This is a genomic window from Peribacillus sedimenti (assembly GCF_046237635.1).
GTDB classification, from domain to species: domain Bacteria; phylum Bacillota; class Bacilli; order Bacillales; family DSM-1321; genus Peribacillus; species Peribacillus sedimenti.
In genome coordinates, this window is sequence record NZ_CP143547.1 from 1,015,741 (window position 1) to 1,041,712 (window position 25,972).

At 41.6% G+C, this 25,972-nt stretch carries 28 protein-coding genes; 18 read left to right on the forward strand and 10 right to left on the reverse strand.

From position 1 onward, the window contains the following. Nucleotides 1–85 precede the first annotated feature (85 nt). From V1500_RS05170 to V1500_RS05195, 6 genes are all read right to left on the reverse strand, one after another. Entirely contained in the window at nt 86–973 is an 888-nt protein-coding gene (locus tag V1500_RS05170) for a PucR family transcriptional regulator (RefSeq protein ID WP_409304517.1), read from the reverse strand. Nucleotides 974–1,200: 227 nt separating this feature from the next. After that, entirely contained in the window at nt 1,201–1,410 is a 210-nt protein-coding gene (locus V1500_RS05175; protein ID WP_409304518.1) for a YheE family protein, read from the reverse strand. A gap of 62 nt (nt 1,411–1,472) precedes the next feature. Beyond that, nucleotides 1,473–2,669 carry a YheC/YheD family protein gene (locus V1500_RS05180; protein WP_409304519.1) on the reverse strand — a complete coding sequence of 399 codons (1,197 nt, stop codon included), beginning with the start codon at nt 2,667–2,669 and terminating at the stop codon, nt 1,473–1,475. Next, the gene (locus tag V1500_RS05185; RefSeq protein WP_409304520.1) at nt 2,666–4,030 is read right to left on the reverse strand and encodes a YheC/YheD family protein; all 1,365 of its coding nucleotides are present in this window, start codon (nt 4,028–4,030) and stop codon (nt 2,666–2,668) included. Before V1500_RS05185 ends, V1500_RS05180 begins: the two co-directional genes overlap by 4 nt. Next, nucleotides 4,031–5,104 (reverse strand): YheC/YheD family protein, encoded by a 1,074-nt coding sequence (locus tag V1500_RS05190; protein ID WP_409304521.1) that lies wholly within the window; start codon nt 5,102–5,104, stop codon nt 4,031–4,033. A gap of 81 nt (nt 5,105–5,185) precedes the next feature. Next, nucleotides 5,186–6,577 carry a YheC/YheD family protein gene (locus tag V1500_RS05195; RefSeq protein ID WP_409304522.1) on the reverse strand — a complete coding sequence of 464 codons (1,392 nt, stop codon included), beginning with the start codon at nt 6,575–6,577 and terminating at the stop codon, nt 5,186–5,188. Nucleotides 6,578–6,811: 234 nt separating this feature from the next. Here V1500_RS05195 and V1500_RS05200 point away from each other — a divergent pair, with 234 nt between their 5' ends. From V1500_RS05200 to V1500_RS05215, 4 genes are all read left to right on the forward strand, one after another. Beyond that, nucleotides 6,812–6,961: a hypothetical protein gene (locus V1500_RS05200; protein ID WP_409304523.1), complete on the forward strand. Its 150-nt coding sequence runs from the start codon at nt 6,812–6,814 to the stop codon at nt 6,959–6,961. Nucleotides 6,962–7,082: 121 nt separating this feature from the next. Continuing rightward, on the forward strand, nt 7,083–7,436 hold the full coding sequence (locus tag V1500_RS05205) for a YlbF family regulator (protein WP_409304524.1): 354 nt from the start codon (nt 7,083–7,085) through the stop codon (nt 7,434–7,436). Nucleotides 7,437–7,888: 452 nt separating this feature from the next. Further along, entirely contained in the window at nt 7,889–8,758 is an 870-nt protein-coding gene (locus V1500_RS05210) for a Cof-type HAD-IIB family hydrolase (RefSeq protein WP_409304525.1), read from the forward strand. Between the two features lie 129 nt (nt 8,759–8,887). Then, entirely contained in the window at nt 8,888–9,145 is a 258-nt protein-coding gene (locus V1500_RS05215) for a transcriptional regulator SplA domain-containing protein (RefSeq protein ID WP_409304526.1), read from the forward strand. A 64-nt stretch (nt 9,146–9,209) separates the two neighbouring features. Here the strand turns inward: V1500_RS05215 and V1500_RS05220 are convergent, their stop codons facing one another. Further along, the gene (locus V1500_RS05220; RefSeq protein ID WP_409304527.1) at nt 9,210–9,686 is read right to left on the reverse strand and encodes a DinB family protein; all 477 of its coding nucleotides are present in this window, start codon (nt 9,684–9,686) and stop codon (nt 9,210–9,212) included. Between the two features lie 348 nt (nt 9,687–10,034). On the opposite strand from V1500_RS05220, the gene V1500_RS05225 reads away from it, so the two are divergent. Further along, nucleotides 10,035–11,549: a coproporphyrinogen III oxidase gene (locus V1500_RS05225; RefSeq protein WP_409304528.1), complete on the forward strand. Its 1,515-nt coding sequence runs from the start codon at nt 10,035–10,037 to the stop codon at nt 11,547–11,549. Nucleotides 11,550–11,752: 203 nt separating this feature from the next. Here V1500_RS05225 and V1500_RS05230 read toward each other — a convergent pair whose 3' ends face one another. After that, nucleotides 11,753–12,622: a dimethylarginine dimethylaminohydrolase family protein gene (locus tag V1500_RS05230; RefSeq protein ID WP_409304529.1), complete on the reverse strand. Its 870-nt coding sequence runs from the start codon at nt 12,620–12,622 to the stop codon at nt 11,753–11,755. Nucleotides 12,623–12,836: 214 nt separating this feature from the next. Here V1500_RS05230 and V1500_RS05235 point away from each other — a divergent pair, with 214 nt between their 5' ends. The 7 genes from V1500_RS05235 to V1500_RS05265 all read left to right on the forward strand — a co-directional run bounded on the left by V1500_RS05235 (nt 12,837) and on the right by V1500_RS05265 (nt 19,153). Further along, complete coding sequence (locus V1500_RS05235; protein ID WP_409304530.1) at nt 12,837–13,736, forward strand: D-alanyl-D-alanine carboxypeptidase family protein; 900 nt, start codon at nt 12,837–12,839, stop codon at nt 13,734–13,736. A gap of 94 nt (nt 13,737–13,830) precedes the next feature. Further along, the gene (locus V1500_RS05240) at nt 13,831–14,664 is read left to right on the forward strand and encodes a GNAT family N-acetyltransferase (protein WP_409304531.1); all 834 of its coding nucleotides are present in this window, start codon (nt 13,831–13,833) and stop codon (nt 14,662–14,664) included. Nucleotides 14,665–15,010: 346 nt separating this feature from the next. Further along, nucleotides 15,011–15,544, forward strand: a complete 534-nt coding sequence (locus tag V1500_RS05245) for an NfeD family protein (protein WP_409304532.1) — start codon at nt 15,011–15,013, stop codon at nt 15,542–15,544. Nucleotides 15,545–15,555: 11 nt separating this feature from the next. Further along, nucleotides 15,556–17,091, forward strand: coding sequence for an SPFH domain-containing protein (locus V1500_RS05250; RefSeq protein ID WP_409304533.1), 1,536 nt, complete (start codon nt 15,556–15,558; stop codon nt 17,089–17,091). A 137-nt stretch (nt 17,092–17,228) separates the two neighbouring features. After that, nucleotides 17,229–17,378, forward strand: coding sequence for a hypothetical protein (locus V1500_RS05255; RefSeq protein ID WP_409304534.1), 150 nt, complete (start codon nt 17,229–17,231; stop codon nt 17,376–17,378). Nucleotides 17,379–17,627: 249 nt separating this feature from the next. Further along, nucleotides 17,628–18,155 (forward strand): signal peptidase I, encoded by a 528-nt coding sequence (gene lepB / locus V1500_RS05260; protein WP_409305920.1) that lies wholly within the window; start codon nt 17,628–17,630, stop codon nt 18,153–18,155. An 89-nt stretch (nt 18,156–18,244) separates the two neighbouring features. Beyond that, complete coding sequence (locus V1500_RS05265) at nt 18,245–19,153, forward strand: oxidoreductase (protein ID WP_409304535.1); 909 nt, start codon at nt 18,245–18,247, stop codon at nt 19,151–19,153. Between the two features lie 26 nt (nt 19,154–19,179). On the opposite strand, the gene V1500_RS05270 is transcribed toward V1500_RS05265, so the two are convergent. Beyond that, nucleotides 19,180–19,398 carry a hypothetical protein gene (locus tag V1500_RS05270; RefSeq protein WP_409304536.1) on the reverse strand — a complete coding sequence of 73 codons (219 nt, stop codon included), beginning with the start codon at nt 19,396–19,398 and terminating at the stop codon, nt 19,180–19,182. Nucleotides 19,399–19,549: 151 nt separating this feature from the next. Between V1500_RS05270 and V1500_RS05275 the strand changes: the two genes are divergently transcribed. The 5 genes from V1500_RS05275 to V1500_RS05295 all read left to right on the forward strand — a co-directional run bounded on the left by V1500_RS05275 (nt 19,550) and on the right by V1500_RS05295 (nt 24,189). Next, complete coding sequence (locus tag V1500_RS05275) at nt 19,550–19,825, forward strand: HNH endonuclease (protein ID WP_409304537.1); 276 nt, start codon at nt 19,550–19,552, stop codon at nt 19,823–19,825. 150 nt (nt 19,826–19,975) lie between these two features. Next, on the forward strand, nt 19,976–20,701 hold the full coding sequence (locus V1500_RS05280; protein ID WP_409304538.1) for a sigma factor-like helix-turn-helix DNA-binding protein: 726 nt from the start codon (nt 19,976–19,978) through the stop codon (nt 20,699–20,701). A 29-nt stretch (nt 20,702–20,730) separates the two neighbouring features. Continuing rightward, the gene (clpP, locus tag V1500_RS05285) at nt 20,731–21,312 is read left to right on the forward strand and encodes an ATP-dependent Clp endopeptidase proteolytic subunit ClpP (RefSeq protein ID WP_409304539.1); all 582 of its coding nucleotides are present in this window, start codon (nt 20,731–20,733) and stop codon (nt 21,310–21,312) included. 271 nt (nt 21,313–21,583) lie between these two features. Continuing rightward, entirely contained in the window at nt 21,584–23,197 is a 1,614-nt protein-coding gene (locus tag V1500_RS05290; protein WP_409304540.1) for a long-chain fatty acid--CoA ligase, read from the forward strand. Between the two features lie 200 nt (nt 23,198–23,397). Continuing rightward, entirely contained in the window at nt 23,398–24,189 is a 792-nt protein-coding gene (locus V1500_RS05295; protein ID WP_409305921.1) for an enoyl-CoA hydratase, read from the forward strand. A gap of 137 nt (nt 24,190–24,326) precedes the next feature. Here V1500_RS05295 and V1500_RS05300 read toward each other — a convergent pair whose 3' ends face one another. Next, the gene (locus tag V1500_RS05300; RefSeq protein ID WP_409304541.1) at nt 24,327–24,515 is read right to left on the reverse strand and encodes a YhzD family protein; all 189 of its coding nucleotides are present in this window, start codon (nt 24,513–24,515) and stop codon (nt 24,327–24,329) included. A gap of 254 nt (nt 24,516–24,769) precedes the next feature. On the opposite strand from V1500_RS05300, the gene V1500_RS05305 reads away from it, so the two are divergent. Next, entirely contained in the window at nt 24,770–25,972 is a 1,203-nt protein-coding gene (locus V1500_RS05305; protein ID WP_409304542.1) for an exonuclease SbcCD subunit D, read from the forward strand.

The window sequence follows — 25,972 nt, forward strand, 5'->3', positions numbered from 1 at the left end:
TTAATAGATAATATCCCGTGTGGGTATGTACACACTGCACAAAAATGAAAGCGTTTGTATGTGCAGCCTGCTCGCCAACATCCTGTTATTTGGTGCTCAGCATGATTGCAAGGTAGGCAGTAAGCGCATGCCGAAATGTCCTGATATCCAGATTCGTTTTTTCGATAAATTTATCAATTCGATATTGCAGGCTATTCCGATGAATATACAGTTTCTTTGCGGCCATGCTGGCATTGGAATTGCATTCAATATACATCTTGACGGTGCCCACAAGCTCGGAATCTTCGTTAATGTCACCAAGTAATTTACGCAAATACCAGTGTTTATCCTTTTCAGAGAGATTTTGGAGGGCTATGTAGGGAAATACTTCGGGAATGGAGGAAATTCTAAAATCGGGTAGAAGGCCGGCAGCACTCCCGAATGATTCTTGCTCCATTTCAAAGTCCCATGGGAGCTCTTCAGTAATTGAATGAACCTGGCCGATAAATAATTTGATTTTCAGGAAAAAATCACTTTCAAGAGTATCCATCACCGGTGAGATTTCGGCTTGGCCGAGTATGTCCTCGGAATATCCTTCTATCAGAGTGCCATTGCGTTCATCCTGCCAGAGGATAATGGCAGCGGGAGTGACAAACGCAAGAATGGCTTCCTCGAAATCTGTATAGGAAAAATCACTGTTCGATAGACTAAAGTGAGTCATCCTGATACGATCCCAGTTAGTTAAAGGAATAATATCGCTATGCCGGTACAGAAAGTCGAACCATTGTTTTTTTGAGTCTGAAAGATTGCGGCCCGTAATATTGATATCCTGATCGAATAATAGCTGCAGCAGCTTTATTTCCTCTGCTGAAATATCCTCAATCGGGATGCCTAGTTCACTGTCTGAGTCAGAAAACCATATGTATCTGTCCACATCCGCATCCTGTTTGGAACTAACCGCTCCAGGATATTTTATCTTTAATTTTTGCAGCATAATACAACCTCTTTAGTTTTATATTTGTTTCATTATACCCAAAAAAGAAGCAAAAAGTAATGAATGCATAGGTAGCTGTATAATTATGTACGCATTCTGGTTCCGCTCGACATTGTGGGAACCAGAAAGTAAGATGTGGGGAAGTTTTAAATATGCGAATCACGAAAAATCCTCTTTTTCAACATCCATAAAGACATTAGACTCAAAGAGGATTTTTGTATTGCTGCTTATTCGTATACGTGGTAGAGCATGAGTTCATGAATCATGCTGTTAAGCTCTGATTCATCCTCTTTTGGAGGATGGAAATCGATCCATTCTATATTGCCATTTTTGTGATAGATTGCCTGGAATAGCTTCTTTTTATAGTAAAAAGAGATGCGCCATCCCGGCAAATTTTTGTCGGCGTATAACGGCTGCCATTGAAAGTGTGTGATCAAACCAAAAACCTCCCATCTATATAACCAGTATATAAGATAGAAAGTATTTCTTGAATCATAACTTAAGTCTTACCCATTCCTGGATATTTAAGCTGTATAAAAATGTTTGCTAGTTTTTGCAGTCTGTTAGTTTCGATATTTGCTTCATCGAATTTCATTGGCTTTGAGTTCACTTCATACAGGAAAAGCCTCCCTGTTTCGTCTTCGCCTAAATCCATTGAAAACTCTCCAAAAAATCCGAGCCTTTCACTTAATATCGATCCGCAACATTGAGCGGTTTTTTCCAGTAATTCATCCATTTGTTCCGTTTGGACCTGTTCGTATGGAAACAGTCTGCCGCCTCGGGGGACATGTGTCGTAACCTCCTGTGACTGGGACATCCTTACTGCCTTTCCTGTGATTGTATATTCGTTGTTTTCAAAATGCACAAGTATCCGATAATCAAAGCGGTGGCCGTCGACTTTTTTTGGTACTATGGCTTGCTGGGCAATATATTTGTTTCGCAGGAATTTACCGGATTCCATAAACCAGAATTCATTAAATCCGGAGTAATAGTTCATTCGTTTAGTCGTTGCGGCTGTGACTTTGTTATCTTTTTCTAAGGTAAGGACTTCAATGCCGCTTCCTTTATTGCCCATAACTGGCTTTAAATAAACCGAGCCTTGTTTTTTTAGAAAGGTATATAACTGTATGCTTGATTCCAACAGTATTGTTTCAGGAAGAAGGGATGCCAGGAAATCATTTTCTTTAAAGATTTGGTATAATTCGTACTTGTGTATGAACCGCGGATTAAAAATGGGTATGGAATGCTTCTTCAATATTCTTTTGAAACTATAAAAGTCGGTGCTGGATTCGATGGTTCGTGATGGGATCCGGTTGTAGACCACATCCGGCATAGGAACCTTCACTTTTTCCCAGCCTTCTTTTTGCGGTGAATAAACAAAGCCGAAGAACCCTCCTTCAGAAAAGTCATCCAAAGAGAACACAAAAGGGAAAAAACCTTGTTGTGTGAGCTTGCTGCTTAGTTCACGAAATAGCTCAAGGTTTCCGGAGGGATGGTTCGTTTCCTTTGAATGTTTACCTGTCACGATTCCGACTGTAAGGATATGTGCCTGGATGGGTGAAACATGGACTGTCAGATGGCTTCCAGTATGTGGTTTAAATGGGAGTGACAGCCCTGATCCTCCCAGGAAAAAACCATGTTTTCTTTTATGTCTGTGATACCAAGAATCAGAGCTGTAATCATAATAAATTCTCATTCATAGTTCCCGCTTGAGCCGATAATGGACTGTTCGGCCACGAACACAGCATAATCCAGGCAAAGTTTTCGAGTCAGGATTTCAAACTCCTTAAGTTTTGGGTGAGAGAATATGGACCTTCCGGGTTTTGAGTTTGCCTCGAACATCCAAACCTGCCCGTCTTTATCAATACCAAGGTCAAATCCAATCTCTGCAATAATCCCTTCTACATTCTGTTCTATACTTTCACTGAGGCGGAGTGCAGCATAAGAAAGGCTATACTGGATTTCAGCCAGTTTTTCTTCATCAAATAATTCATCAAGTGTCTTTATAATGCCTCCGTTTTTGACATGTGTCGTTACACTTCCTTCCCCTGCTACCTTGGCAGCTATGGCGGTGACCTGCCAATCTCCATTAATATCCTTATTTGTGTGCACGCGGAAATCAATTGGCCTGTTCTCATGGCGAAGCAGAGATATTCCTTGCTGAACAATCAGATTCCTCAATTTTTTTGCCCTGAAAACATGGCTGAACATAGATTCCAAGGATCGAAATTTCTGCAGTTTGTTTTCCTTTAATTCATCCCTGAAACGAATGTAATACATGTCTTCATTTCTATTATAGATAATTTGGTGGATACCGAGGCCAAGACTTCCATGCACCGGCTTAATGTATACCTGACGATACTTTGCCAGCATTTTCTCAATGGTTGAAAATGACTGGAAGGGATAGCTTTCCGGGAGATAAGGCAATGCAGATTCATCGTCCTGGAGACGTTCGTAAATATCCCACTTATTGAAGAAGCCGGGATTATACCATGGGATAGTGAATTCCTCCTGAAACCTTCGTTTCACTTCTTTTAAAACAGTACGGTTTTCTGTCTTTCTGTTTGGGAGACGGTCATAAATTACATCCGGAAAAGGAAATTCTCTGACTTCCCATTGATTATCCCTTACAATATAACCCCGGATCACTTCCTCATCCCAATTGATCTGATGCTCACTGAAAAGGAAAGGGATGCAGCCAGTTTTTTTATTCATGGATAAAATTTTTGAAAAGAAAAACGACCGTTCACCTACCGGCTTATGCATAAAAGGGGTAATCCCTGATGTGAAAATACCAACAAGAGGCCCCACATGAATATTTCCTTTATATATAAACAGGTGTACCCTATGATTTGTTTCCTTGAAATGCAAGGCATCCGCGAGGCTGGCTGATATAATAACCGATTGCCTGACTGAGGGGTTCGGTTTGATATCGGCTTCACAGGAATAGTGCCCATAGAAAATGCGCTGTAAGCCACCAAGGTTGCCAAGCTCGGATGGATAAAGAAATTCTATGCCTCTTCCTTCTGCAATTTCAATTGGATATGCTTTTTTCATTTAATCACCTGCTTTTACGAGTTCAGAGTCAAGATATTTACAATATAAAAGAGGGGCACTATAAAGGAGGTGTGTTTTATCCTGTAGAAGTTGTTCTATCAGTTTTCTGCCTGGTTTGGAATTGATATCGAGTATCCATACTTTTCCGGATCGGTCGATGCCAATGTCTATTCCCAATTCAAACAGCCTTCTGAATCTCTTTTCAAGTTCTTGCGGCAGAGTCCGCTTAATGACAGAGATAGAATTTTCTATTCGTTTTTGTATGTCAGCCGGATAGGATCTTAACAAGCTCTGGAAAGGAATTGCTTTTGCTCCGGCGGCAAGATTGGCAGTAACGGCATGTTTGCTTCCAACGCGGACTCCCCTGCCTCTTTCGGTCCAGATATTTCTTTCGTCCTTTTGTAAAAAGAGCCGGACATCGTATGGACGATTTTCCCTGTTAGATAACTCCAGATATTGTTGGCATATATAGGGAGATTCGGATAAAAGAACACTGAACCATCTTTCGATCTGATCAACATTCGAAAGCGTGCGTTCATATCCGCCATCCTTTTTGGTCATTCTTATACGGACTGAGTTTTTGTCTTTGCTTAGCAGATAAATACCCATTCCACCAGATCCGAACTCGGGTTTAAGCATGATACGGCCGTGTTTATGCAATTCCGCCCAAATATCCCTGCTTTCATAAATCTTGCTCGTTTCTGGAAAAAAAACCTTCAGTCCGGAAAGCCGTGCGACGGACTGGAATACCTCCCATTTTCCAGGAAGACCGTACCCGAGGAAGGTGGAATGATCCTTTAACCATTTGATTTTTTCCCGAGTCCGTTCAGAGGAGTTCATCATGCCCTGGAAAAGCCGGTCATATATAAAAGGGGGCACTGGAAAAGATGCGGGCAGCCATATCCCCGAATGTATATCAAACCATTCACCCTTGATCAGGTCGTTTTGTGTATCGATATTTTCGGGAGAAAAGCGATAAACGGTTATATCATGCTGGGCAGATGCTTTGGCTATTTCAGTGAAATACCCAAGCTCACTCATAAAATTAAAGGACATTAGCCCTAAAGCAAGCACGGTACCTTCTCTCCTTTCTTACGTTTTTCTGGATCATTCCGGCTCCCAATGCTTTCGTGTGAAATCGAGGAATTTTTCCTGTTAATCACGTTTATTGCCGGAATGCATGATAGTCTCCTTATCTCTATACAGAGCATGCATATAATCAATTATGGACTTCACGGAAGGGCGGAATTTGTCGTAGTTTCCTAGAAAGGCTTTCGATGGCTTTGAATTAATCTCAATCAACCATGGTGTTTTATCGGTATCGAGGGCGATATCTACTCCAAGCTCTCCAAACAGTCCCTCCTTGTTCTGTGTCAGGCTTTCCGCAGAGGCTAAAGCGAGGCGGCCAATGCTTTTATATAATCTCTTGCCTTCTTCCGGCTGTACAATGGAGTAAAGAAATTCTTTGCCGTTTCTCATCTCTGCTCCCTGGGCCAGGTTGGAAACGATGTGTCCTGCGTTCCCTATTCTTGCAACCACGGAAATAATCCTCCATTGATGATTTTTATTTTTGATCAGCAATACACGAAAATCTATCTTTTTATGGTCAAATTCCAGAAGCGGAATTCCTTTTTGCACTATAAAGGAGCGTTTCTTAATATTTCTATCAAGAGTATAGAAAAGTTCCTCTTCGGTTTCGAAGATGCGGGAATCGAGCATATTCCCTGAATGTTCCAAGATCCACCCTTCAGCAGTCCTTGTCATTTTGCAAATATTTTTTCCCTGGCTGCCATATGATGGCTTTACATAGACGACGGGGAAATTTCGCAAGAAGGCCGTAAAACTTTCCTCATCTGCAAACGGAATGGTCTCAGGCAGATAAGGAAGGAGCTTATCATTTTTTACAAGGGAGGTATGAACATCTAGCTTAGATAAAAAGCTTCCATTGAAAAAAAGTACAGAGAGTTTCTTCAATTCTTCAATATATTCCTGAAATGTTGTTGAATTCTCTTTTTTCCTGGAATGAAGCCGGTTATATATAACCTCCGGGATGGGAGAGTCAATTAATATCCAATCATTTCCAAACAGCCAATACCCCTTTAATGATTTTCCTTCATTAATCCTTCCTAACCGGTGTACAAAAAAGGGGAGACCTTTATCCCTGGACAAACTGCTCATTTCCTGAAAAAAAATATCCATAGAACCAAATCCGGCAGCAGCATCAAATGGATGATCGGTAAGTGCAGATAAAAATGGCCCGATGAAAATTTCTCTTTTTGAATGGTTATACCTTACCTGGATATGATAGTCCAAACATGGTAAAAACAATCTGGCAGCTGTATTAGGTGTTATTTTACATAATGGCCTATCAGATACTACCGACCGGACCAGTAAGAAGACGGTTACTGTTCCAATGCTTAGGCTTACCCTGTCGCGTTCCTTCAGGTTCCATTTATCCAGAAGGGATGTTTCGATAATAATGGCGGGAGTGGTCTCCTCCAGATTTTCTTCCTGAATAATTAGTATTCTGTCGTAATCGTTCCTCATGGTCTCTCCCCGTTTGGCTTAGTCTGTCAGGTTTTTATCAGTTTGATGGGGCAATAGCGGATAGTGTATAGTATGTGCTTTAGGTGATAATGTGCCACTCTGCTTGAGTGAATGGCAAAATAGAAAGAGTCACAATATTTTAAAATTCCGTGTGGGTTGTGATGAACATAGATTATTGAAATAGGATGTTCATAAAATACTGAACATTTTTCACCATGGGAGCATAAACAATGAATGAACAAAAGAGTGAGGGCTGTGGGAGATTTAGCACCGAATTGGCTGCTGAAAAAAGCAGTTGCTGTCAGTTTCATGATGGAATTTTTGTTTTCAACTAAAACCAGCAGGCTGCATCTCATTTTCCATGGACTAGAAGAACGGAAATGACGGCATGTTAAGGATCATCATTAACGAATGTGGTATTGGCAGGCTGGTTCAGTGTATACTGATGGCATTGCGCTAACAAGATCATTCCAGTGAATTTGCTGGTAAATTAGGAGGCTAAACAATGAGTGCAAATCTTTTTGATATGGCGTATGAGATGGAAAGAGGGCTAAGGCAAAGCAAGGAATACACAGAACTGAGAAAGCTATATGATCAGGTGAACGCCGATCCATCCGCCAGGGCCATGTTTGAGAATTTTCGGCAAATCCAAATGAATCTGCAGCAAAAGCAAATGATGGGCCAGGATATAAAACCCGATGAAGTGCAGCAGGCTCAAAAAGCAGTCGCGCTTGTTCAACAGCATCCGCTGATTTCTAGGCTTATGGAAGCAGAGCAGCGAATGAGTATGGTGATTGCAGAGCTGAATAAAATAATCATGAAGCCTCTTGAAGAGTTATATGGAGCACCCGGTCAATAAACGGGTAATGAAAGCCTAGCCGCCTATGTGCTAGGTTTTTTCATTAGTTAATTGAGTATAACTTTTTCATTGAGAATGATATCTAGCCTCGATATACACGATGTACAAGTGACGACGTCTCCAGGCCCCATATGATGTGGGGAAAGTCAGCGTTGCCAGGCCCACAGGATGTGGGTCGTCAGCGTTGCCACACGACGTGGCGTCCTTAGCTGACCATCAAAAAGCGGCGTGCTAGGCAGACCATCAACACCTGGTGAATTCAGCTGACCCTCAACAGGCGGCAGTATTTAGCCGTGGACATTCAATCAGGGCACTTCCGCTTTTCGGATGAGATAGATTTTCTCAACAGGTTGCTGCCCCGCTTAGGTGATGATGTGCGATACCTTGATAGTTCTACCTTGCCTGAATTAGTCATAAATTGTTATAAGGACATTTCAAAAGGAGAGATCATCATGGTGTATCGTTTACTGGCGGTCAATATTGACGGCACGCTGCTTCAATCGAATGGCCGCATAAATAAATTAACAAAGGAATCACTTGAATATGTCTATCAAAAAGGAGTCCGTATCGCACTAGTAACCTCCCGCCATTACCATTCAGCCAGAAAAATAGCAAAAGCCATAAAAGCGGATACGATGCTGGTTGCCAATCAGGGAGCATTTATAGGTTCAACGCATAAGAATCCTATTTATATAAAACGGATTTCCGAGGATTTAACATTGGAAATTGCACAGCTGCTCGAGAAAACACACTGTCAAATTCAATTATTTCATGAGAAATTTATGCTCGGCAACAGGGTCAACCTTCCAGATAACCTCCTTGGCAGGGCGGTTATGTATATGAGTGAACAAAGTATATACTCCCAGCAATATGTCGACGTGTTGAGCGATGAATTGGCCGCTCAGCCGGTATCACCGCAAAAGATCGATGTTTTGTTTGATAACAGGGAAGAGAAAGAAGAAATAGTTCACCTTGTCCAGAGCATCTATCCTGAAGTTAATGTATGGGACTTATCTGGAAGTAAGCTTTCCATTGTTGCCAAAGGGGTATCAAAGTGGAACGGACTTTTGCGTCTGGCTGAATATTTGGACATTACAAGGAATGAGATTGTAGCTATTGGTGATGGAATAGACGATTTGGAAATGGTGCAGGAGGCCGGTTTAGGTGTGGCAATGGGGAATGCTCCCGACTCAGTCAAGAAGGCTGCAAAATGGGTAACAAGAACCAACGATGATCAGGGTGTACCCTATATGCTAAAGGAATTTTTCAGGAAGCAGCATCAAATTGGATTTCTGGAGAAAATGAATATCCTCAAACAGTAATAGGTTACGCGAATATATGCCAAATTTGCTCTTTCGCATACGCGAAAGGGTTTTTTACTCTGCAAAGTTTTATATTATTTTTGGTTTCGTCATAAACTATGCCTAAAGATATAGAAGGGATATGATGTCATGGATACGATTGACCCAAAGGAGCTTAAGGCCGGTGACGAGGTTTTTGTCATTTATAATAACCCGCATACTCCTACGGTTTCTAATGTGAGGGCAGCGGAGATCGTCCAGCATCCAAAGAATCCGGATGCAGTGGCGCTGTTTTTGAATGAAACGTTTCATGTAATAGAAGATGATGATGCTTTGTTTAGGTCTGAGGCAGCTGCAGAGAGGGCTATGGACGATTTATATGGTAATTTCGAGGATGGCTTGAGATAGAGAGCCAATATGCTTAGATGAACCAAAGGGGGGGCGATGCAGCTCCTCCTTTGATTTTGTTTCGTTAGATTGCGGAGTGGGCTTTAGTATGAAGGATCATCCGTTCCAATGAATGGATCTGCCCTAAGTGGTATGCTTCATGAAACATTGCCATATTAGCCAGTTCACCGTAAGTTTTAAGGTCATTAAATGGCCGTTTCAGTTTATCGGTAAGCATACCTGCAGGAATCGCCTGCAAGCGGTCCGCCTGTTCTTTTAAGCAGCCGGTTAATTCCGCAAGTGAAGGAACATCCTGGCTCCATTCTTTAGGACTTGTATCCTTGGCAAACAGGGAGAGATAACGCTCCGGGATATTGGTGCTCTTTTTCGGAAAACCAAACATAAATTGTTCGGTTACAGTCAATACATGGCCTATATGCCAGCGAATATTGTTGTTAAAACCATGGGGCTGCACATCTAAGATTGTTTCATCCAGCCCTTCCAGCTTCTTTAAAAAGCGTTCCTTCGTCAATGTAAATTGTTTAAACAAAAGATCACTCATGTCCACAGCTCCTTATCCTGGAAATAATACATACCTAATAAATATATTTCTTTATATCTGAGTTAATCCCTTCTTCATTTTCTAAAGAATTATCGTCGATCGGGCAGTATCCAGTTCATTCAGGTATGTCCCAATATTCTTACTGTATCTATATAAATTGCAGTGTGCATGAAAATGGGAATTAGAAATAAATCCTAGATGAGTTGACCGGCTTCTTTCATTTATAATAAACTAAACATGCCATTTGGGGGCGACCCCTCTTTAATGTAATTTTCAACTAGGAGAAACCCTTTGTTTGTATCAGCATAAAGGGAGGCAATCTCCAATAAAAATAGATGGGTGATTACTTTGAAATTAGCGATATTAGGGCTGGATGACGAGCGGTTTCATCGCCCTTTGCAGAATATAGCAAATTTGTTTTTCGAGGATTCCGATTTGGTCATGGCACAAGACGCCAGTGCAGAGTTGACTGCAGAAATTAGCTACAGCACATCGGAGAATAGCGTGACTGCTTTTGTGCGTATGGTTGAACATACAACCGGTGCCCAGTTTCATTCTGAACATACAAGAGCGTTCTCTCAGGGTAACGCAGAAAAGGAAACATTTAAAGAGATAAAGCGGGCTATTTCTTATGTATTGGTTAATGTTTTGGAAGAGCTGACTGGAATAAAACAAAAATGGGGAATTTTGACCGGTGTCAGGCCAACGAAGCTGATGCACCAAAAGGTCCAGGCGGGTATTGGCAGGACAGAGGCACTGGAACAGCTGCAAAAGGATTATATGATTTCAAAAGAGAAAGTAGAGCTTATGCAGAAAATTGTCGACCGCCAGCTTGCGGTCGTGCCCGATTTATATAATTTGAAAAATGAAGTGAGTATTTATATAGGGATTCCATTTTGCCCAACGAAATGTGCCTATTGCACGTTTCCGGCATATGCAATCAATGGCAGACAGGGTTCGGTGGACTCTTTTTTGGGCGGCCTGCATTATGAAATAAGGGAAATGGGCCGTTTCCTGAAGGAACGAAATATCCGCATCACCACGATTTACTATGGCGGTGGAACGCCGACCAGTATTACAGCGGAAGAAATGGATATGCTTTATGAAGAGATGTACGCTGCTTTTCCTGATGTAGAAAAGGTAAGAGAAATAACGGTGGAAGCAGGAAGGCCAGATACCATTACTCCTGAGAAGCTTGAAATTCTGAAGAAATGGAATATCGATAGAATCAGCGTCAATCCCCAGTCTTACACACAGGAAACATTAAAAGCGATCGGCCGCCATCATACGGTGGAGGAAACAATTGAAAAGTTTCATCTATCAAGAAAAATGGGCATGAACAATATAAATATGGATTTGATTATTGGTTTGCCTGGTGAAGAACTGCCAGAGTTCACGCACACCCTCAACGAAACGGAAAAGCTGATGCCTGAATCGCTCACTGTCCACACTTTATCGTTCAAAAGAGCATCAGAAATGACCAGGAACAAACAAAAGTATAAGGTTGCGGCTCGCGATGAAGCAGAGCGAATGATGAATGCTGCAGAAAAGTGGACTGCAGGCCATGGCTATAACCCCTATTATTTATACCGCATGAAAAATATTCTCGGAAATTTGGAAAACGTAGGATATTCCATCCCTGGCCAGGAGAGCATTTACAACATTATGATTATGGAAGAACTGCAATCCATCATCGGGCTAGGATGCGGGGCATCCAGCAAATTCATAGACCCGCACACAGGGAAAATCACGCACTTTGCGAACCCTAAGGATCCAAAATCCTATAACGATAATTTCGAGCATTACACACATAAAAAGATCGAAATCCTGAAGGAATTATTCTCAGTTCCTGCCGCAAAATAATAAACAATAGTGGATGAAGGGCTGCCGTTTTAATATCGGCAGCCCTTTATATACCGCATAAATACAATGGGGAGTGCAAGAGAAAAACATGCAGAGGCTGATGAAACTGGTCAGTAAGCGTGTGAGCGTTCGACACAATGGAATCTGAAGACGGATTGAATGCTGAAAACAGCGGTTCTATCAGAACTTTGTGTTTATTAAAGTCAAATTTCTTCGTTGCGTTCTCGAAGCAACGGCATGGTACAGCAACGGAAAGAGCCTCCAGATTTAATGATTTCTGTTATATCCACTTCAATGACTTCATAGTCCCTGGCTCTGAGCTGTTTATTTACATTTTCATTTACAGGGAGACTAAGCACTTTTTTATTGCCGATAGAGAGTACATTCGTGCCAAGTGTAAACTGCTCTTCTTCTGTGATTTTAATCAGGTGGTAGCGAGAAGAAAGGAAATCGCGTTCCTTTTTGCTTATGACTTCTGGAAAAATGATGGCTTCTGTTGGTGAAATTACATTGAAAACACAATCTAGATGGAGATATTTCGCTTCAAAGGGCACCGGGATTACTTTAAAGCCTGGTAGAAGTGTTTGTAGGTGTTCAATGGAGTTGATATGGGTCCGGTTGGAAATGCCTGCGTATATGGTGTCCCGGTCAATGATCACATCTCCGCCCTCAATACGGTCTTTAATCAGATTGTGGTAGTTCAACTGATTTTCATCCAGCCAATTCTTTAACACCTCTTCTTCCCCTTGGCGAATGGCGCTGGCCATTTCTGCCACAAATACCGTTTCCCCCAAAGTAAATCCAATGTCCCGAGTAAACACCTGTTCTGGATAACGGCTTAATGATGGTAGCAGTATGACGTCGATACCATGCTGCTTTAGCACATTGACAAAATTGCGATGCTGTTCCATTGCAATTTCAATATGAATATTTTCATTTTTAAAGTGCTTTTGGGTTTCATTTATAACTTCTCGGATGGTCATGTATTGCGGTTCACATAAAACAACCTTTTTCAAAGTGTCATATTCACTGTAGCATTGGGGCATTAAATTTCTTTCCTGAATAATAGACATCCTTTTCCTCCTGGCCAGCGATTTTAATAATAATAATATTTCCTTGTTTATCAAAAGGAAAACTAAGAGATGTTGATAAAATTGCTAGAAATTTGTCCCTTTTTGCAATTCATTACTAAGATATAAAAAAGAATATTGTAAAAGTTCTTCAAAAAGATGAATAGAGGATGGTAAAATTGTCCATGTGCGAATAGTTGGAACAGGAGAGGTTACATTGAGTAAAGGAAAAATAGTCATTATTGCGGCAGCACTTTTCGTATTATTCGGTTTCAAATCCGATGTAGAAAAGGTAATACATATAATTGAAGCAATTGGGCGGGAATGGAAGGAAAACAATATTCATTTGTCAGGCAGGGCTGCGGTTCTAATGGATCGGGACACCGGTGACTTAATTTTTTCCAAAAATCCTTATGAAAAATTATTCCCTGCAAGCACTACGAAAATATTAACGGCACTGGTCGTCATTGAGTATGGAAACCTTGATGATAAGATAAAAGTCGGAAAAGAAGTAAACATGCGGAAATCGGATGAGAGTGCTGCCGGGATTTATGAGGGTCAGGTACTTAGTGTGCGACAGCTTCTATCAGGTCTTATGCTGGCTTCCGGAAATGATGCGGCAAGAACCCTTGCCATCTATACCGCCAAAAGAATAAACAATGATAAAGCGCTTAGCAATCAGGAGGCTTTAATATATTTTGCAGATGAAATGAACAAAAAAGCTCATCAGCTTGGTACCAAAAACTCCCACTTTGTAAATCCTCATGGCTTGCATGATCCAAAGCATTACACCACAGCCTACGACATGGCAATCATCGCCCGGGCTGCCATGAAAAACCCATACTTCAGTGAGATTGTCAGCAAAAACATTTATTCAGACAAAACCCTGACTTTCCAAAATCGCAATAAATTAATCGATGAGGAAAGTGACTATTTCTATAAAGGGGCCAATGGCATTAAAACGGGGCATACAAGCGCAGCAGGCTATTGTCTTGTATCCTCTGCCGCAAAAAATGAAAGAAACCTCATCGCAGTGGTCTTGAATTCGTCAGAACAGGAGATTTGGAACGATTCCATCTCGTTATTGGACCAGGGTTTTTCACTTGCAAAGAAGTAACTTCATGATTTACGGCTGCCACCACTCACGGTTCTTTCCAAACCGCGTAAAGGTCTTGGAGAATTGTACATTCAGAATGTTATGGGGGATTTTCATGCTAACGCAGACACAATTAGATGATATAAAACAGCTTCAGCATGTTTGTGAACATGTGGAGGATATCCATTTAAAGTTAAATTGGGATATGTTAACTGAGAGGAAGCCGGGAGAGAAAAACGACTTTTTTCGATATGCTGGAGATACATTAATTGCATATATTGGACTATATGAATTCGGCGATGTGGTGGAACTTTGCGGAATGGTGCACCCCGCTTATCGCAGAAAGGGTATATTTACAGAATTATTTTATGAAGCTGTGAAAGATCTAAATAGAAATGGTAATAAACAGGTCCTACTCAATGCGCCGTCTGAATCGGAAACAGCCAAAGCGTTTCTTCGCAGTATTCCATGCCAATTTAAAATCACTGAGTATCAAATGAAATGGAAAGGAGGCAGCCATGAAGCTTTTGAAGATATTGAGTTGAGAACCGCCACGCCGGATGATATAGAATTTGAAATATCTCTGGATGTTCAATGTTTTCATTTCGATGAGAAGGGGGCGAGAGACTTTAACGAAAGAGTAAAGCAGCAGCCGCATCAGCAATCCTATATCATAGAATGGAACGAATACAGCGTGGGAAAGCTCAGGGTTGATCACACTACAGGAGATGCCTGGATCTATAGTTTTGCCGTGCTGCCTGAATTTCAGGGACAAGGAATCGGCAGGAAGACTTTGAAAAGGATATTGGAAGCAGAAAGCAAAAAGGGAATGGGAGTGTACCTTGATGTGGAAGCGGAGAATTCGCATGCCCTCAGGCTTTATGAATCCTGTGGGTTCAAAGCATTTGCTGCGCAGGACTACTATACTTATATATATGAGAAATCATAAATGATTACAAAAAAGCTGGTCAATCCGAGGCAAGGCCTTACGGATTGGCCATTATTTATATTTAATTATTTCCCGGGTTTGTCCGGTAGTGTCGCGGAAGAATTAGCTGTTCCTTTCATTTATCTTTCCCATTTGAAAGTACCTATACTTTATCAGCGAATGAACACCGCTAAAAAATGCAACACGTTGATTTGCAGCGTATTGCAAAGAAAAACGGATTTGACTTATATTTTTATAAAAAGTGACAGAATTTTGAAACTATCCACCAGGACAAACGTATAAAATGGTAATATAAGTAAAAGGAGGAATAAGTGGAAAACCAATAACTGAAAAAGGATGAAATAGAATGGAAATATTCGGGGCTCCTTTAGAGCAGGTATATCTGTATGGTCTGGTTATTTCTGGTATTTTAACCCTTCTGTTTATTTTATTTAATGATGCTTTTGCGGGTTTAGAAGCCCCTGACTTCTTAAATCCCACCTTAATCGTATCTTTCCTGACTATTTTAAGTGCTTCGGGTTATTTGTTCGAACGATTGACGGGCATTCATAGCGGACTTATCTCGGCTGCGTCTGCAGCCATAGCATTACTGGTCGTAAGCATGCTGAATATCTTTGTGCTTATACCTTTATCTTCAGCTGAGGAATCCCTCGTGATTACGGAATATGACTTAAAAGGGCGCACAGGTGTGGTTATAACATCTGTGCCGATAGATGGATTTGGTGAGGTCCTGATTGAGAGCAACAGCGGTTCAATCGCCAAGCCGGCTGTCAGTTTTAATAAAGAAGCGATTCCTTCCCAATCGAAAGTGTTGATAATTGATGTGGAAAATGGAGTATTACATGTATCGCCATATAAACCAATATTAGAAATCAGTTAGGAGCGTGCCTTATGTTCAGTGTAATTTGGGTCGTTGTCGGAATAGCCGTATTATTGCTGCTTGCCCTGTTAGGAGTCTTTGTTACGAAATACCGTACTGCAGGGCCGGATGAAGCTCTTATCGTCACAGGCAGTTACCTGGGAAACAAAAATGTCCATACCGATGAGTCCGGAAATAAAATAAAAATAGTTCGAGGCGGTGGTACTTTTGTGCTGCCGGTATTCCAGCAGGCAGAACCATTAAGCCTGCTATCTAGCAAACTCGAGGTATCAACCCCTGAGGTATACACAGAACAAGGGGTGCCCGTGATGGCTGATGGAGTCGCTATCATAAAAGTCGGCAATACCATAACAGAAATCGCAACAGCAGCTGAGCAATTCCTTGGGAAGGCAAAGGATGATCGTGAACAGGAAGCCAGGGAGGTTCTGGAAGGTCATCTTCGTTCGATTCTCGGATCGATGACAGTCGAAGAGATTTATAAAAATCGTGAAAAGTTTTCTCAAGAGGTTCAGCGTGTAGCTTCGCAGGACCTGGCTAAAATGGGTCTTGTCATCGTTTCCTTTACTATTAAAGATGTGAGGGACAAAAATGGTTATCTGGAATCGCTCGGTAAACCAAGGATTGCCCAGGTAAAGCGCGATGCCGATATTGCGACAGCAGAAGCGGAAAAAGAAACTAGGATCAAGCGCGCAGAGGCCGCTAAGGATGCGCAAAGGGCGGAATTGGAAAGGGCTACGGAAATTGCCGAAGCAGAAAAGACTAATAAACTGAAAATAGCTGAGTACCGGCGGGAACAAGATATAGCAAAGGCTAGAGCAGACCAGGCTTATGACCTGGAAACAGCCAGATCTAAGCAAGAGGTTACCGAACAGGAAATGCAGATAAAAATCGTAGAGCGCCAAAAGCTTATTGAACTGGAAGAAAAAGAGATTTTGCGCAGGGAAAGGCAATATGACTCTGAAGTGAAGAAGAAGGCAGACGCAGACCGTTATGCGGTAGAACAGGCGGCGGTTGCTGATAAAATGAAGCAATTCGCCGAAGCCGATGCAAATAAATATCGTGTGGAAGCTATGGCGAAAGCTGAAGCAGAGCGTGTTCGGATCGATGGACTTGCAAAGGCTGATGCTCAGCGGGCACAGGGTACAGCCGAAGCCGAAATCATCCGCCTTAAGGGTATGGCAGAAGCAGAAGCGAAGGAAAAGATTGCCGAAGCGTTTGAACAATTTGGCCAGGCAGCGGTGATGGATATGATCCTGAAAATGCTTCCAGAATACGCAAGGGAAGTCGCCAAGCCGCTCGGCAATATCGATAAGATCACAGTGGTGGATACAGGAGGAAGCGGGATGAACAGCGGAGCTAATAAGGTTTCAGGCTATGCTACCAATCTGATGGCTACCCTTCAGGAATCCTTAAAAGCATCTTCCGGAATCGATGTTAGGGAATTGATTGAAAATTTCGCTGGAAAGCACTCGGGTTATCCAGAGAGGAAAGACCTTGAAAGAGAGCTGGTGGAAACCGGATTAACCACAGCAGCAGCCAAGGAATAAAAAAATACGGCAAAATACAGACCCTTTAATTGTACAGGGTCTGTATTTTGCCATTTATTTTGCGATTCCAGCCGGCAATGAACAAAAAGCCCACTTAAGGCATATTATCTCTTTGAAAGGATAAAGGAGTGGATAAATTGGACCTTGAAAAAATCAATATAGCTTCCATAAATTTAGTTGGACGGATTTTAACGATTGTTGGTGCAGCATTGTCATTGGTTGGCTTGATCATTCTTGGATTCATAGCATACGAAGAATATGTGAATTCTTTCTTGGGACGCACCTGATAAAAGAATGAAAATGCATCAAGCTGCTTTGTGCAGCTTTCTTTTTATTTACATAAAAAATGAATTGCGTAGTTATTATAATTTCCATATTTCACGATTCATATTATAAAATTAAGGAAAACATGAGTCTTGTTACATATGCAGGCTGTCAGTCCTGCTGCAGCTGCTTTTAATAGATGCAGGATTATGGACGGATTCCATGAAGATTTACAAAAACTTACAAATAATTCGAGGAGGAATGGAATTCAGATGAATGAAAACGCTAAAAGGGAAGCCTGGTCTTGGATAAAGTCACTATTGATAGCATTGGTAATCGTCTTTATTTGCAGGGAATTTATATTTACTCCGGTTAAGGTTGAAGGCAAATCCATGATGCCCACCTTTGAAGATAATAACAGAATTATAGTATCCAAGATTAGCAAGCTTGAACACCTTGATATGATCGTGTTCCATTCGCCGGTTTCAAGTGAGAATTATATCAAAAGACTGATCGGCATGCCGGGTGATGTGGTGGAGGTTAAGGATGATACCTTATTCATCAATGGCAAAAAGTATGAGGAACCCTATTTAAAGGCTAATAAACAAATGATCCCTTTCAAACAGCATTTAACTGAGGATTTTAAAGTAACTGTACCTAACGGCTCTTTATTTGTAATGGGTGATAATCGCCGTAATAGCAGTGACAGCCGAGAATTTGGATTCATTGCGAAAAAAGCAGTGATAGGAGAAGTCAAATTTCGATTCTATCCATTAAGAGAGGTAGGCATGCCGCACTAATCAACCTGCAAAAAGCGGCCTGCCTGCTTTTTTAATTAAGTGAAATACTTTTTTTGAAAAAAGTGTATAAGCTACGGGAGGGTAATGTTATGAGTTTTATGGACCGGGATTTAACAGGCGAAATAATCATTGTTACCGGGGCAAATAGCGGTATTGGTTTTCAAGCAGCCAGGGCATTCAGTAAGAATGGTGCACATGTAATTATGGCAGTGAGAAATATGGATAAAGGTTTGCTTGCCGCGGAAACAATCCGAAAAGACATAAAAAGAGCTTCACTGGAAGTATGTCATCTAGATTTGGCGGATTTAGGAAATGTTAGGGGCTTTGCACGAGACTTTTTAGCTAAATATGATTTTTTGAACATTCTAGTCAATAATGCGGGAGTAATGACACCGCCATATCAAAAAACAAAGGATGGTTTTGAGCTGCAATTTGGGAGCAATCATTTAGGACATTTTGCATTAACTGGACAGTTATTGCCGCTATTGAAGAAAACCCCAAACTCGCGTGTAGTGACATTGAGCAGCCTTGCACACAGGGGAGCCTCCATTTACTTCGATAATCTTGACGGTACAAAAGGATATAAAGCCATGAAATTCTATGGACAAAGTAAACTGGCAAATCTGCTTTTTGCCAAAGAGCTAGATAATAAGCTAAAACAAAATGGCATTCCAGTCAAAAGCGTTGCCTGCCATCCGGGCATCTCTTCCACCAATCTATTTAAAATTGGAAACCGGGATGCTCCAGCCTATCTGAAAAGGTTAATGAACCGGTTGTTTCAGCCGGCGGAGATGGGGGTGCTTCCAACCTTGTATGCAGCAATGGAAACTGGTTTAAATGGAGGAGAATACATTGGCCCAGATGGAAGGGGGAACCGGAAAGGCAATCCTGCCATAGAAATCCCTGCTGCTGGTGTATATGATGAAGGAACTATGAAAAGGCTCTGGGAAGTTTCTGAGGCTTTAACAGGGGAAACCTATGATTTTAATAAAGCATAACGCTGCCTATTCCAATCCGGTCTTTATTATATAATCCCTTTCTTTTCCTCCAAAGGAATAAGAGACCCTTTTTTTATCCAGTATTGAAAGCTTGATACCGGAAACACTCCTCTGCAATTGGAATCATGCATCTGAATGATCACGCTTTCCTTCGTTTGCTCTATTATTTTTAATTTTTCCGATTTGCTGAGATTTGGTATGAAGCTGCTGGTCATCTCAAATTCCATATCATTATGTAATTCCAACTTAAGACAACTCCTTTTTTATAGATATAAACTAGTCTGTCCAGAAATTATGGAAATTAACCAAAATATGGGGTCCATCCTCCTTTTTGCTAATTTAGTTTGTTTGTTATGGTAAATATATACCTTATTAAGAAAAAGAGCGGGGGATGTAATGAAAGGTGTATGTGAGTTATGTGAAAGAGAGAACATCGAATTGACAGTCCATCATCTGACTCCGAGAGAGGAAGGAGGCAGCCATTTGCCCACTGCCATGCTCTGCAAGGCTTGTCATAAACAGATCCATGCCATGTATTCGAACCGCGAACTTGCAATCAGGCTACATACTATAACGCTGTTAAAAGATGATGAAGAATTAAAGAAATATCTTAATTGGATAAGGAAGCAGCCTAACACAAAAGCTGTGAAAACAAGAAAGTCCAGGAAATGATCCATAAAAAAATTCAATGCATAACATATAAGGATTTCTATAGACGGCGAACCACTTATCCAATTTTGAATTAAAAATTTTTTGGCCCCGTATCTTTTTGAACCACCATAACGTTTAGAAAATAGAGAGGCGTGAAGGAGTGGAACCATAATGAAGAATCTTGAGGCAGTTGATAAAAACATCAAGCTGGATGGATCATGCGATAAACAGATATGGAAAGAATTATACCCCGGTCTTAAGAGGTATTGCCGTTTTTTATCACAAAACAAATGGGATGGGGATGAAATTGCGCAGGAGGCCGTGCTAAAGGCATTGCTAAGTTACAGCCACTTACCGGAAATCAATTCGGCTTTATTGCACAAAATTGCATACAATCACTGGATAGATACCGTTCGAAAGCGAAAGCATGAATCTGTCATGGAAGATATTGAACAATATAAGTCCTGTCCGCGTGTTGTGCCAGACATCCATGAAATCGCAGATTATCTATTGACACAGCTAACGCCAAAGCAAGCGGTCATACTGGCCCTGAAAGAAGGGTTTCAATACCGGAATAAAGAAATAGCCGATTATCTGAAAACGACTGAAATGGCTGTAAAATCCGCACTTCATCGGGCAAAACAACGTTTGTCCGATGATAATCGAAAAACAGCAAGTCCTATACTTCAGAGAAATTTGGAGGAAGCAGAAACCAAAGCAATTGCCTATTTACTGCATCAATCCCTCCGGCTGCAGGACCCTTCGGTGTTAATTAAGGCGATTCCAACACTTCCAACATTAAAGGGCAATATTAAAGAAACATCTGCCATCGCAAAGAAATCAGTTGTTTTTATTCCGAAAGCCTCCGCTTCTGGCCCTCTCTGTATGGCGGCATAGCCGTCTAAAAAGGAGCAAGGAGGAATAAGATGAGTACGATACCTTATGTAATAGAGCAAACCAGCCGCGGTGAACGCTCCTACGATATCTATTCACGATTATTAAAAGATAGAATTATCATGATTGGAGACGAGATCAATGACCATATCGCCAACAGCGTAGTGGCTCAATTGCTTTTCCTTGAAGCAGATAACCCTGAAAAGGATATCTCCGTTTATATAAACAGTCCGGGAGGTTCAACGACAGCAGGGTTTTCGATCTTTGATACCATGCAATATATTAAACCGGACATACGCACAATTTGCACTGGTATGGCTGCTTCCTTTGGTGCCATGCTGTTGCTGGCAGGAACAAAGGGAAAACGGTGCGCTCTTCCAAACAGTGAGATCATGATCCATCAGCCGTTGGGAGGGGCGAGAGGCCAGGCAACAGAAATAGAAATTTCTGCGAGACGAATACTGAAGCTTAGAGAGCATATTAATGGAATAATTGCAGAGCGTACGGGCCAGCCAGTGGATAAAGTTGCACGTGATACGGACAGGGATTATTTCATGAGCGCTGAAGAGGCCAAGAAATATGGAATCATTGATGAAATTATTTATCCCAAATAACCGCAAATTCGAAGAAAAAGATCCTGCTGCCGTATTAACCCTTCAAATGATCACATTCCGTATATCTATTTTCTACTGACCAACCAAGTGTTAGATGATAAATAACAGGCTGATTCAGCCTGTTTTTTGTTGGATGGGGATACCTACAATCATTTTTAAGAAATTCGCTCTTTTATGGAAGGTTTTTTCCATAAAGAAATCGAAATGCTTATTGAATGATTGTTTTTGCCATTCATTTTATATCCAGTGCCATTGAAGGAGGAATAAGAATATGATGAACACTCCATTGCTGATGACACAAATGATTGAACGGGCGGAGAAATATTTTTCAAGAAAACAGGTTGTTTCAAGAACCGAGTCTGGTATCCATCGTCTCACATACGCCCAAATAGCTGAACGTACCAGGAGACTAGCCAGCAGCCTGGAAAAACTGGGTGTTGAAAAAGGTGACCGGGTTGGCACTCTTGCATGGAACCATCACAGACATCTAGAGGCTTATTTTGCCATTCCTTGTTCAGGTGCTGTTCTTCATACAATTAACTTTCGCTTATCTCCCCAGCATATATCCTACATAATTAATCACGCAGAGGACAAGCTGCTGCTGATCGATGCTGATATCATTCCTCTGATTGAGAGCGTGCAGGAAGAACTTCAGCATGTCCAGGGCTTTATTATCATGACGGACAAAGATGAACTTCCTGAAACAACATTAAATCCCGTTTATCATTACGAAAAACTAATCGGGACAGGAAATCCGGAGCACCCGTTTATCACGGACATGGACGAAAATTCTCCGGCCGGAATGTGTTATACATCCGCGACTACAGGAAATCCAAAAGGGGTAGTGTATTCCCATCGTGGTATAGTCCTGCACAGCATGGCTATGGGATTGGCAGACAGCTCAGCGATCAGCGAGAGAGATGTTGCGATGCCAGTGGTACCAATGTTCCATGCCAATGCCTGGGGAATGCCATTTGCAGCAGTGTGGTTTGGTACAAGCCTGGTTCTGCCTGGACCGCTTTTTACGCCTAAACTGCTCGCTGAACTGATAGAAAATGAAAAAGTTACTATAACTGCTGGTGTGCCGACGATTTGGCTTGGTTTACAGAAGGAGATTGAACAACAAAGTTACGATTTAAGCAGCTTAAGGGCAGTACTGTGCGGAGGAGCTGCTGCTCCAAAAGGGCTTATACGTGCATATCAAAAAAGAGGGCTTCATTTCATACATGCATATGGAATGACAGAGACCACGCCTCTGGTCATTATCTCAAAATTAAAAAGCTATCAGGAAGGGCTTACTGAAGAGGAACAATATGTGTTTCGTGCAAAACAGGGGACGGTTGTTCCCGGAATTGAAATCAAGGTTGTCGGCAAGGACGGGGAGGTGGAGCCGAATGGAACAGAAATGGGCGAGCTGCTTATCAGGGGCCCCTGGATTGCAGATGAGTATTATCGTGATGAAAGGACAAATGAAGCATTTATTGACGGTTGGCTGTACACAGGAGATGTTGTTACGATAGATGAAGAGGGGTTTATAAAGGTTGTCGATCGGACGAAAGACTTGATAAAAAGCGGAGGAGAGTGGATTTCCTCTGTTGATCTTGAAAATGCATTGATGTCTCATGACGCAGTATTTGAGGCTGCAGTAATAGCTGTTCCACATGAAAAGTGGCAGGAACGCCCAGTCGCATGTGTGGTTTTAAAGGATCAGTTTAAGGACCGTGTCACCAAAGAAGAATTGATAGAATTCCTCGCGCCTCAATTCGCAAAATGGTGGCTGCCGGATGATATTATCTTCATTGATGAAGTTCCAAAGACATCCGTAGGCAAATTCCTGAAGATGGCGCTTCGCGAGCAAGTGCAGGAAAGATATGCTAAGCAGTAGAATGAAGGGAAGGAGATAGAGGACATCTATCTTCCTTTTTATTTACGAATGTCGCTGTGTTGGCACTAGGTTTCAATGCAAAAGATGAGAGATGGGAAAAGTTCTAATATATTAAAATATTCCTTTTTTTCTTTCTACTTTAATTCACAAACATGTATAATGGTTTTTAGAGTACATATAAGGAGGCGCAAATTGTGGGAATTGAATCCTCGACTGCTAATAAAACCGTTCTGGTCAGCTATAATGGCAGGACAGCCACATTGGAATTTAACAGGCCAGAGGCGCTGAATGCAATGAATGAAACGATGCTTCAGGAAATAGTAAGCGCTTTAAAGGAGATTACCGTCAATGATGATATTGATGTGGTTATTTTAAAGGGAAATGGTAAAGCGTTTTCTTCCGGCGGAGATATTAAAACAATGCTTGCTCCCAATGTGGAATCAGACTTTTTTTCCATTATGGATACAATTAGCGAATTGGTTACCACGCTTTACTTTATGCCTAAGCTTACTATTTCCGGCATTCATGGAGCAGCTGCCGGGCTTGGCCTTAGTATAGCGCTTGCAACAGACTATATCATTGCGGAGCCAGAGAGTAAAATTGCGATGAATTTTATAGGCATTGGATTAATCCCCGATGGAGGAGGCCATTTCTTTCTTGAAAGAAGGCTAGGAGAGGTCCGCGCAAAAGAACTGATTTGGGAAGGTAAAATAATGGGGGCTCGGGAAGCGTTTGAGAAGGGCTTAATTCATGAAATCGCTTCAGAAACGATTGATTATGCAATTGAGACAAAATTAGCAAGCTGGCTAAGCAGCCCGATCCAGGCCATGATTAAAACCAAGAAGATCCTTGGAGAGAAAAACAGGCCCTTATTGCTCAAAATGCTGGAGCTTGAAAAAAACGCGCAGATGAAAATGCGCCAGACCAAGGACCATAAAGAGGGAATCAAAGCGTTTCTCGAAAAAAGGAAACCCAATTTTACCGGTAAATAAAATAGAAAGAGGCAGGGGGGATTTTCAAGTGAACCCTGCCTCTTTTTAGTACTCTGTTAGTGGTACGCTGCATCGGCCGGATGTGTACTGAAGTGTAAGGGTTTCCGGCAAGATCGGTTGCAGAATGGTGCTGCTTTTTATCGGTGGAACAAAATTAGTTTGCCTGCAGGCGAAGTGCAGCGATGAGTGTGCTCTTCAAAGTTTTTTTCCTGTAATAGGAGGGACCCCTGTTCTTTTGCTTGTTCGTCATTATCAGCCTCGAAGGACTCATCAAGCAATTTTTCTCCTGAGGGTTCAAATACAGTTAATTTATATACTCTGCTCATATTTCGGTTACCCCTTTATACTTTGATATCATAGTATTATTTTTGCATAATATTTATTATTTTGTAAAGATTTAAACTACATATCATGCAGATTTACCAGCTAATAAGCTGCGTGGGGAAGGGAAGAGAAAGACTATAGCAAACGGCCAGTGATTTTGACTTTTTTTCGGCTTTATGGGAAAGTATGTTCTGTTGTGATACAATTAGTAAAATCAAGGGCTTAAAATAGCTTCAATTAAATAGAGGTGTAGAAATTGGGAAAGCTGGTTTTTTTACATGCTGCAGACATCCATTTAGACAGTCCCTTTTCGGGCTTGAAAAAGATGCCTGCCTATATGGCAGAGACAGTCAGGGAAAGCGCCTATAAGGCATTTACAAGCTTGATTGATACTGCGATTTCAACTAAGGTGGATTTTTTGTTGATAGCTGGAGATTTGTTTGATGGAGAAAATAGAAGCCTCCGGACACAGGTACGAATTAGAAAGGAAATGGAACGGTTAAACGAAGTTCAAATCCCCGTTTATCTGATCCATGGCAATCACGACCATTTGGGCGGTTCGTGGATAAACATCCAGATGCCGGAAAATGTACATATTTTTGATTCAAGGCCAGAGGTCAAACAATTTTTGAAAGCTGATGGAACCACTGTAAACATATACGGCTACAGCTACCCAAAAAGACATGTTACAGAAAGGATTATCAGTCTGTATAAGAAGAGTGAAGGGGCGGACTATCATATAGGCATGCTGCACGGCAATCTGGAAGGTTTTACAGAGCATAGCCCGTACGCTCCATTTGCCTTGAAAGAGCTGTTGGAAAAGGATTTTGATTATTGGGCATTGGGGCATATACATAAACGGAATGTGATTTCGCAGGATCCTCCTGTCATCTACCCCGGGAATACACAAGGAAGGAATAAGAAGGAGACAGGAGAGAAAGGCTGTTATTTGGTTACGCTTGACGGCAGTACGGCAGAGTATGTTTTTAAACGAACAGGGCATGTCATTTGGGAAGAAGCAGTAATAAAGGTTCAGGACGCCGGGCAGTTCGATGACGTGTTAAGGCATTGCAGAAAAGAAATCGAAGATAGGATGACAGCAGGTAAAGGATTTCTTTGCAGCATCCGCCTGGATATTTCAGACCATTCGAATGTTCAGGCTTTTAACGATGAATTCACACAGGGACTTTTAGAGATTCTTCAGGAAGAAGCTATGGATGGAGAGAGTATCGTTTGGCCATACAGCATATCTGTTGACGCCAGATACCTTCCCTATGATCCCGACAGTCCGTTTGTTGAAGAGCTTCTCGAACTGGCGGAAGGCTTCAGTGATTTTGATCCGGCATTAGAAGGATTGTATAAGCATGCTGGAGCAAGAAAATATCTTGATGCTCTAGATGATACTGATAAACAAGAATTGCTCAGGGACTCAAAGCGTCTTTTGAGGCAATTGTTATAA